2 protein-coding genes are annotated in these 10665 nt (G+C 38.9%); both read left to right on the top strand.

Annotated elements, in window-relative coordinates; all coding sequences use genetic code 11:
• Nucleotides 1-445: 445 nt before the first annotated feature.
• Complete coding sequence (locus tag ACP6PL_RS11175) at nt 446-5800, top strand: trifunctional serine/threonine-protein kinase/ATP-binding protein/sensor histidine kinase (protein WP_426545329.1); 5355 nt, start codon at nt 446-448, stop codon at nt 5798-5800.
• A gap of 69 nt (nt 5801-5869) precedes the next feature.
• Complete coding sequence (locus ACP6PL_RS11170) at nt 5870-10585, top strand: ATP-binding protein (RefSeq protein WP_426545328.1); 4716 nt, start codon at nt 5870-5872, stop codon at nt 10583-10585.
• Nucleotides 10586-10665 lie beyond the last annotated feature (80 nt).

Here is a 10665-nt window from a genome sequence, read left to right as displayed (position 1 = left end):
TACTGTAATGATTTTGGCTTTATTATAAGTGATCATCCGAACATGATATAACAAAATACTCAAAGCCTTACCAATCAAAACTTCTGAATTCTGAATTCTGAATTCTGACTTCCGCGTAGCGGTACTAGGGCTTGTCAAGAAGAAAGAAACTCAACTTCCTAAACTATCCTCAAACCCTGTAGATCCGATTATTGTATGTGCAATTAAACAAACTTGATATAATAGGGAATAGACAACAAATAATAGGGAATAAGCAACAAATAATAGAGAATAGGCAACAAATTTTTGTTCCAAAGGTACTAAAAATGATTTTTTCAGTGACTTTTACTTTTCCTGCTTATGTTAAATAAAGAGCAAGTTTATTTTCTGGAGATATCTAACTAATACCTTAGCCAAAACTTGAAATTTACCCAAATCAAATCTGAAAACCATTAACAACACTATTATGCTTAACCTTCCCGACTACTACCTCGGCGAAAACTTATACCAAGGAACACGCACTCTAGTCTATAGTGGCCAGCGGACTTGTGACAAGAAAGCAGTAATAATCAAAGTCTTACGCAACCCTCACCCTAACTTTAATGAATTAGTCCAATTTCGCAATCAATACATTATCACCCGTCATTTGGAACATCCAGCTATTGTGAAACCTTTAGCCCTGGAACGCTATGGTAATAGTTACGCTTTGGTGATGCCAGATGAAGGAGCTATCCCTTTTTCGGACTATTGGCAAAACTCAAAGCCAACTCTGAGCAATTTCCTCCACATTGCTATACAACTAACAGAAACTCTCCACTATCTAAGCCAAAAGTATATCATTCACAAAGATATCAAACCTACCAACATCCTCATCCACCCCGAAACCAAGCAAATTAAACTTATAGACTTTAGTATCTCTAGTTTACTACCTACTGAACAACAACAATTGCTCAACCCCAATGTTCTAGAAGGAACCCTTGCCTACATCTCTCCTGAACAAACTGGACGCATGAACCGAGGTATTGACTATCGCAGCGATTTTTATTCCCTTGGTGTAACATTCTTTGAACTCCTCAGCGGAAAATTACCTTTTAATGCCAACGATCCAATGGAATGGGTGCATTGTCATATTGCCCAGAAACCTACATTTCCAGTAACCACTAAAGTACCAGAAGTAGTACAAAGTATAGTTATGAAATTGATGGCTAAAAATCCTGAAGGCCGTTATCAGAGTGCCTTGGGTTTGAAATATGATTTACAACAATGTCTCGAACAGTTAGAGACAACAGGAGAAATTACATTCTTTGAATTGGGAGAGCGGGATGTGAGCGATCGCTTCATTATCCCTGAAAAACTCTACGGCAGGGAAAGCGAAGTCAAAAAGCTAATTGATGCTTTTGAGCGAGTTACGGGTGGCAGTTCAGAAATGATGTTAGTAGAAGGATTTTCTGGCATTGGCAAAACAGCAGTCATCAACGAAGTACATAAGCCCATAGTGAAGCAACGAGGTTACTTTATTAAAGGCAAGTTTGACCAATTTAATCGTAACATCCCTTTTTCTGCATTTTTGCAAGCATTCCGCAACTTGAACGACCAATTATTAAGCGAGTCAGATACAGAATTAGATAATTGGAAAACTAAAATCCTTAAAGCTTTGGGAGAAAACGCTCAAGTTATAATTGAAGTAGTACCCGAAGTAGAAAAGATTATCGGTATTCAACCACCAGTTCCCGAGCTATCAGGCAGTGCTGCCCAAAATCGCTTTAACTTGTTGTTTCAAAGGTTCATAACTGTATTTACTACTGCTGAACATCCAGTAGTAATGTTTTTAGATGACTTACAATGGGCAGACTCAGCATCACTAAACTTAATGAAAGTATTGATGAGTGGGGAAACTGGGTATTTACTTCTCTTGGGAGCCTATCGTGATAATGAAGTATTTCCAGGTCATCCTTTGATGTTGAGTTTGGGTGAACTAGAGAAAAATCAAGCCGTTATTTCCACTATCACCTTGGAGCCATTAGCAATTAATTACATCAATCAATTGGTAGCAGATACTCTCAATTGTAGTCAGGAATTAGCTCAACCTTTAACCGAATTAGTGTATCAAAAAACTAAAGGCAACCCGTTTTTTACAACACAGTTTTTGAAAGGGTTATATGAAGAACAACTCATTAAATTTAATCACAGTTTAGGCTATTGGGAATGCGACTTAGTGAATGTCCAGGATGCAGCTATTACAGATGATGTGGTGGAATTTCTAGCAGGGCGGCTACAAAAATTGGTAGTAGAAACCCAGGAGAAATTAAAGTTAGCCGCGTGTATTGGGAATCAGTTTGAGTTAGAGACATTAGCAGTGGTGTGTGAGAAACCAGAAGAAGATGTAGCAGCAGATATTTGGCAAGCATTGCAAGAGGGGTTGATTTCACCTATTTCTCAAGGTTATAAGTTTTTTCAGGGTGGTGTGTATGAAACCCAAACTAAGACAGTGGCAGTGAGTTATCGTTTTTTGCATGACCGCGTGCAACAGGCTGCTTATTCTCTGATTCCAGACGCTCAAAAACGAACAACTCATTATCACATCGGGCAATTGTTGCTACAACAAATCCCTTCAGAAGACAGAGTAGATCGCATTTTCGAGATCGTCAATCAATTAAATTATGGTACAGACTTAATAAAACACCAAAAAGAACGGGATGAATTAGCCGAACTCAACCTAATTGCTTGTCGCCGAGCTAGAGCTGCCACAGCCTATCAAGGGGGTCGTGAATATGCTAGAATAGGATTATCCTTACTGGGAGAACAGCCTTGGGTACGTCAATATGAAATGACTCTAGAGTTCCATAATTTAACAGCAGAGCTGGCTTCACTCTGCGGTGATTTTGAGGCGATGGAACAGTACATTGAAATGGTGATTACACACGCACATACTTTATCAGAACAGGTAAATGTTTACCGAATTAGAATACAATTTAATGTTTCTTGCAATCAACTGACTCAAGCTATTGATATTGCTCAAGAATTCTTAAAAAAGTTAGGCATCACCTTTCCCAAAGCACCTACACAAGACAATATTCAACAAGCAATTGCCGACGTTGAGACACTTATAGGAGACAGTGAAATTCAAGAATTGATTCACCTTCCTCAGATGACAGATGTTGAAACAATCGCCATTGTCCAGATTGCTAACAGCATCATTCCAGTTACTTCTATTTGTGGTTCTCCCTTATTTCCCCTATTGGTTTCCTTGTCAGTCAAGCTATCAATTAAATATGGAAATCTATCAGTTTCAGCTTTGGCTTATGCTTCCTATGGCATCATTGCTTGCAATATAACGCAAAATGTGGATACCGCAGTCAAATTTTGTAATTTAGCACTTGATGTCGTCGAGAAAATGGATGCTAAAAGTATCAACCCAGAGGTATATTGCGTGTTAGGATTATTTATATTACATCGCCAATATCACGTTAAAACAACCCTACCACTTTTGAAAGAGGGTTATGAAATAGGGCTAGAAGTGGGAAACCTAGAATATGCCGGATATAATGCTCAAACGTTTTGCTACAATTCTTTGTATTGCGGTCAGCCTCTTGTTTTCTTGGAACAGCAAACTCGTAATTATTACAATGCCCTAATGCAATTGAATCAATTGACAACAGCCAGTAGGATTCAAATTCATTGGCAATTTATGTTGAATTTGCTAGGAGCTACAGAAAATCCAACTATCTTGTCTGGAGAAGTTTTCCAAGAAGCCGAGTCTCTACCTCTATTCCTTGAAACTGGTGATTTTTCTGCGTTGTATTACTTCTATATAAATAAGCTGATGCTTGCCTACTTGTTTGAAGAAATTGAATCTGCTCAAAACCAAGCCATTGAAGTGAGGCGCTATTTAATGGGTGGTCTAGGATTCATTGGGGAACCAGTGTATTATTTCTATGATTCTTTAACAGCTTTAGCAGCTTTAACTTCAATTTCAGCAAAGACATCAGAAATCTTTCTACAAGTAGAAGAAAAACAAACTCAACTACAACAGTTATGGGCACAACACGCTCCCATGAATCATCAACATAAAGTTGATTTAGTAGCAGCAGAAATTTGCCGAGTTAAGGGACAAAAAGCAGAAGCAATAGAACTATACGATCAGGCTATTTCTGGAGCCAAAGCCAACGAATACATCCAAGAAGAAGCATTAGCCAATGAACTAGCAGCAAAATTCTACTTCGACTGGGGGAAAGAGAAGGTGGCTGCCGGGTATATGCAAGAAGCTTACTACTGCTACGCCCGTTGGGGAGCAAAGGCGAAAATCAACCAACTCGAAACCAAATATCCCCAACTCCTCAACCCTATCCTGAAAACAAGACAACACGATAATTCCCACAACGATTTCACTTCCACTCAACCCTCAGATACACTCACGACTACAACTGTTTTCCTAGACCATGCTTCTGCTATCAAAGCCTCCAGAACTATTTCCGAAGAAATTGAACTTGATGCGTTACTATCTAAATCAATGCAACTCTTAATCGAGAATGCAGGAGCTAACAAAGCAGTCTTATTATTAAACAACTCTGATAATTGGGAAATTGTTGCTCAATGCAATAATAAAACTTGTGAGGTCAGCATCTTTTCCCTAGATCAAACAAAAACTGTACCTATAAGCATCATCAACACTGTGAAACGAACTCAAAAGACACTGCTACTCAACAACCTTGAAGAAAAAAACACCTTGACTGCTGATACTTATTTCCTCAAACAACAACCCAAAAGTCTTCTTTGCATTCCCATTCTCAACCAAGGAAAACTCATAGGCATCCTTTACCTAGAAAACCATCTCACTACAGAAGCTTTTACTCCAAAGTGCATTGAAGTGCTCAACCTACTTACCGCTCAAGCAGCAATATCCATCGAAAACGCTAGACTTTACCAACATCTAGAAGTTCAAGTTCAACAGAGAACCCAGCAACTCCAAGAAAATAACCAACACTTGCAACAAACCTTGCAACAATTGCAGCAGACACAAGCTCAACTCATCCAAACCGAAAAAATGTCTTCTTTAGGTCAAATGGTGGCAGGAATTGCCCATGAAATCAATAATCCCATTACCTTTATTTCAGGTAATATCACTCACGCTCGCAAATATTTCCAGGACGTATTAGAATTACTTAACCTCTACCAAGAAAACTTATCTGTTCCTAGTGCTACCATAGAAGACAAATTAGAAGAGATAGACCTAGAATTCTTATGTGATGACATAGAAAAAATATTTAATTCCATGCAAACAGGTGGCGAGCGCATCAGCCAAATTATTCTCGGTTTACGTAACTTCTCACGCTTAGACGAATCCCAAAGAAAGCAAGTAGATATCCATGAAGGATTAGAGAATACATTAATGATTTTGCAGCATCGCCTCAGAGGTAATAGCTCCCGCCCAGAGATTGCTATAATTAAAAACTATGCTCAATTAGCCCTAATTAACTGTTACCCCAGTCAACTCAATCAAGTGTTTCTACAGATTATCACTAATGCCATTGATGCTGTAAATACCTCTAAAGCTCAGGATTGTCCAGCAATTACTATCACCACTCAAATGCAGAACAAGGATAGTATCAGAATTTCCATTGCTGACAATGGGCCAGGAATGAGCGAAACTGTTCAGCAACGAATTTTTGACCCCTTCTTTACAACTAAACCAATTGGTCAAGGAACAGGACTAGGGTTGTCTATTAGTTACCAAATAGTCACAGAACAGCACAGAGGAAAATTACAATGTATTTCCCAACCAGAAAAAGGTACTGAATTTATTATAGATATTCCGATTTAACTGTTAGTTATTCCTAACTAAAAATCCTCGCAAAAACTTAAAATGTACCCCAAATAAAATCGGCTGATTATGAACAACACTATTACCGTTAACCTTCCCAACTACGACTTCAGCGAAAACTTATACCAAGGAACACGAAATCTAGTTTATAGTGGTCAACGTACCTCGGATAAGAAACCAGTAATTATCAAAGTATTACGAAACCCTCACCCTAGTTTCAATGAATTGGTGCAATTCCGCAATCAATACATTATCACCCGTCATTTGGAACATCAAGCTATTGTGCAACCTCTAGCCCTAGAGCGCTATAACAATGGTTATGCCATGGTGATGCCAGATGAAGGAGCGATCGCCCTCTCTGAGTATTGGCAAAACTCAGAGCAAACTCTCAGTAATTTTATCTACATTGCTATACAACTAACAGAAGCTCTCCACTATCTAGGGCAACAGCGCATTATCCACAAAGACATTAAACCCACTAACATCCTCATCCACCCAGAAACCAAGAAAATTAAACTTATAGACTTTAGTATCTCTAGTTTACTACCTACTGAACAACAACAACTGCTCAACCCTAATGTTCTGGAAGGAACCCTAGCCTATATATCCCCCGAACAAACTGGACGCATGAACCGAGGCATTGACTATCGCACGGATTTTTATTCTCTGGGTGTGACATTTTTTGAACTCCTCACTGGAAAATTACCTTTTGAAAGTAGGGACCCAATTGAATTGGTGCATTGTCATATTGCCCAGAAAGCGAAGTTTCTAGTGCCAACTCAAGTGCCAGAAGTTTTGCAAGAAATAGTTATCAAATTGATGAGTAAGAATGCGGAAGACCGCTATCAGAGTGCCTTGGGTTTAAAGTACGATCTAGAGAAATGTCTACAACAGTTAGAAAAAGAAGGGAAAATTACATCCTTTGAGTTGGGAACAAGAGATGTGAGCGATCGCTTTCTCATCCCCGAAAAACTCTACGGACGAGAAACTGAAGTGCAAAGACTCTTGGATGGATTTGCCAGAGTTGCTGAAGGTGCAATAGAAATGATCCTAGTAGCCGGGTTTTCCGGTATTGGGAAAACTGCTGTAGTCAATGAAGTTCATAAACCCATAGTTCGACAGCGAGGCTATTTCATCAAAGGAAAATACGACCAGTTCAATCGAAATATTCCCTTCTCTGCTTTTGTGCAAGCCTTTCAAGACTTGATGGGACAACTACTCAGTGAGTCAGATACAGAATTGACAAATTGGAAAACCAAAATCCTAGACGCATTAGGAGAAAATGGACAAGTACTGATCGAAGTGATACCGGAGTTGGAAAATATTATCGGTCAACAACCACCCATTCTTGAATTGTCCGGTACAGCAGCACAGAATCGCTTCAACTTACTGTTCGGCAAATTTATGAGGGTATTCACCACCAAAGAGCATCCCTTAGTAATTTTCCTGGATGACTTACAGTGGGCAGATTCAGCATCATTGAATCTGCTCAGGTTGTTGATGGATGATTCGGAGAGCGGTTATTTGCTAGTATTGGGAGCTTATCGTGACAACGAAGTCTTCCCAGCACATTCCTTGATGCTGAGTCTAGATGAAATTCACAAACAGGGAGCCAAGATTCAGACTTTGACATTAGCTGCTTTAGGGGAATTGGATCTGACTTGTTTAGTTGCTGATACTCTAATATGTACAACAGAAATCGCCGAACCATTGTCGGAGTTAGTTTATCAAAAGACCAAAGGGAATCCATTTTTTACCACCCAGTTTTTGAAAGGGTTACATGAGGATGGTTGTATTACATTTAATGGGGATACTGGATATTGGCAATGCGATTTAACACAGATAAGGCAGTTAGCTCTCACAGATGATGTGGTAGAGTTCATGGTAAGGCGGTTGCAGAAATTGTCGGTAGAGACTCAAAATGTACTAAAGTTGGCCGCTTGTATTAGCAACCGTTTTGACTTAGCGACTTTGGTGGTGGTATGCGAAGGAGCTCACGAAGAAGTGGCGACAGATTTATGGGCAGCACTGCAAGAAGGTTTTGTGATTCCCCAAAGCGAAACCTATAAATTTTTCCAGTTAAATGAGGAGAAGGAACAGGATGTTGAGGATGTTGCGGTTAGCTATCGTTTTTTGCATGACCGAGTACAACAGGCCGCTTATGCTCTGATTCCGGAAAAAGAAAAACAAATAACTCATTATCATATCGGACAATTATTGCTGGAACAGATTTCTTCAGAAGCAATAGCAGACCATATTTTTGAACTTGTGAATCAATTAAATTATGGAACGGCTTTAATAACCGAACAACAAGAAAGAGATGAATTAGCCAAACTCAATTTAATTGCCTGTGGCAAAGCTAGGGTGGCTACTGCTTATCAAGCAGGTCGTGAATATGCCAGGATCGGATTGTCACTGTTGGGAAAAAATGCTTGGCAAAGGCAATATGAAATGTGTTTGGAATTCCATAATTTAACAGCGGAGTTGGCTTCACTATGTGGTGAATTTGAGGTAATGGATAGCTTCATTGATATAGTCATTCACCAGGCAAATTCTTTACTAGAAAAAGTAGCGGTTTATCAAACTAGAATTCAAGCCAATGTCTCTCAAAATAAATCAATGGAAGCTATAGAACTCGCAAAAACAATCTTGCAAGAGCTGGGCGTTACTTTGACAGAATCACCAACATCAGAAGATATTCAGCAGGCAAACAAAGATATCAATGAACTGATTGCAGGCCGTAAAATTGAAGATTTTGTTCATCTACCTGTAATGACAGATGCTGAAAAAATTGCCATTCTTCAAATTTCCAATCGTGTTATCCCCGCAGCAATTATTTCAGGGTCTTCCCTATTGCCCTTATTAGTTTCCTGTTCTGTTAAACTATCTCTTGAGTATGGCAACACACCTGCCTCAACTTATGTCTACACAATTTATGGAATTATTCTTTGTAATATATTGCAAGATATAGATACAGCAACAGAATTTGGCAAGTTGGCATATCAGGTTGTTGTCAAACTAGATGCTAAAACAAATAAGCCGGAAGTATTAGACGTGCTAGGCGGATTTATTCTACACCGCAAATCACACATGAAAGAAACAGTAACTCTATTGCAAGAAGGTTATACAAATGCTTTAGAAGTGGGGAATTTAGAGTTTGTTGGATATAATGCTCACAAAATTTGTCTCCACGCTTTCTTCTGTGGTCAGTCTCTGACAACCATAGAGCAAGAAACTCGCGTTTACTGCAATGGCTTAGTGCAATTAAATCAATTGACTACAGCTAATTATTGTCGAATCTATTGGCAATCTATGTTAAATTTGCTGGGCAGTGCAGAAAATGCCTGTAGTTTTTCTGGGGAAGTTATTCAAGAAACAGAGTTTCTGCCTTTACTGATTTCTGCAAATGACATCTATGGATTATATGTCTTATATTTACACAAGCTGATACTGTGTTACATCTTTGGAGAATTTGAGCAAGCAAATAAATATGCAGTAGATACTAGAGGCTATTTCACAATTGATGCTGGATTTATTACTAAACCTATATTTTATTTCTATGATTCTTTAGTTGCTCTAGCACAGTTGAGTTTAGTATCAGAGGAAACCTCAGAAGTATTCCAGAGAGTAGAAGAAAACCAAAAACAACTGCAACAACAATGGGCACATTATGCTCCAATGAATCATCAACATAAAGTTGATTTGGTAGCAGCAGAAATTTGCCGAGTTAAGGGACAAAAAGCAGAAGCAATAGAATTATACGACCAGGCTATTTCTGGAGCCAAAGCCAACGAATACATCCAAGAAGAAGCATTAGCCAATGAACTAGCAGCAAAATTCTACTTCGACTGGGGGAAAGAGAAGGTGGCTGCCGGGTATATGCAAGAAGCTTACTACTGCTACGCCCGTTGGGGAGCAAAGGCGAAAATCAACCAACTCGAAACCAAATATCCCCAACTCCTCAACCCTATCCTGAAAACAAGACAACACGATAATTCCCACAACGATTTCACTTCCACTCAACCCTCAGATACACTCACGACTACAACTGTTTTCCTAGACCATGCTTCTGCTATCAAAGCCTCCAGAACTATTTCCGAAGAAATTGAACTTGATGCGTTACTATCTAAATCAATGCAACTCTTAATCGAGAATGCAGGAGCTAACAAAGCAGTCTTATTATTAAACAACTCTGATAATTGGGAAATTGTTGCTCAATGCAATAATAAAACTTGTGAGGTCAGCATCTTTTCCCTAGATCAAACAAAAACTGTACCTATAAGCATCATCAACACTGTGAAACGAACTCAAAAGACACTGCTACTCAACAACCTTGAAGAAAAAAACACCTTGACTGCTGATACTTATTTCCTCAAACAACAACCCAAAAGTCTTCTTTGCATTCCCATTCTCAATCAAGGAAAACTCATAGGCATCCTTTACCTAGAAAACCATCTCATTACAGAAGCATTTACTCGAGAGCGGATCGAAGTACTTAACCTACTTACCGCCCAAGCAGCAATATCCATCGAAAACGCTAGACTTTACCAACATCTAGAAGACTATAGCCATAACCTAGAAGTTCAAGTTCAACAGAGAACCCAGCAACTCCAAGAAAATAACCAACACTTGCAACAAACCTTGCAACAATTGCAGCAGACACAAGCTCAACTCATCCAAACCGAAAAAATGTCTTCTTTAGGTCAAATGGTGGCAGGAATTGCCCATGAAATCAATAATCCCATTACCTTTATTTCAGGTAATATCACTCACGCTCGCAAATAATTTATTATAGATATTCCGATTTAACCTAGTCATTGTCATTAGAAATCTTGAGAAAAGAGGGAACAGGGAACAGGGAGAAA

Source organism: Dapis purpurea BLCC-M126, assembly GCF_050015975.1.
GTDB lineage: Bacteria > Cyanobacteriota > Cyanobacteriia > Cyanobacteriales > Microcoleaceae > Trichodesmium.
The sequence above is the reverse complement of the archived record's forward strand: the minus strand, read 5'-3'. Positions and strand labels throughout refer to the sequence as shown.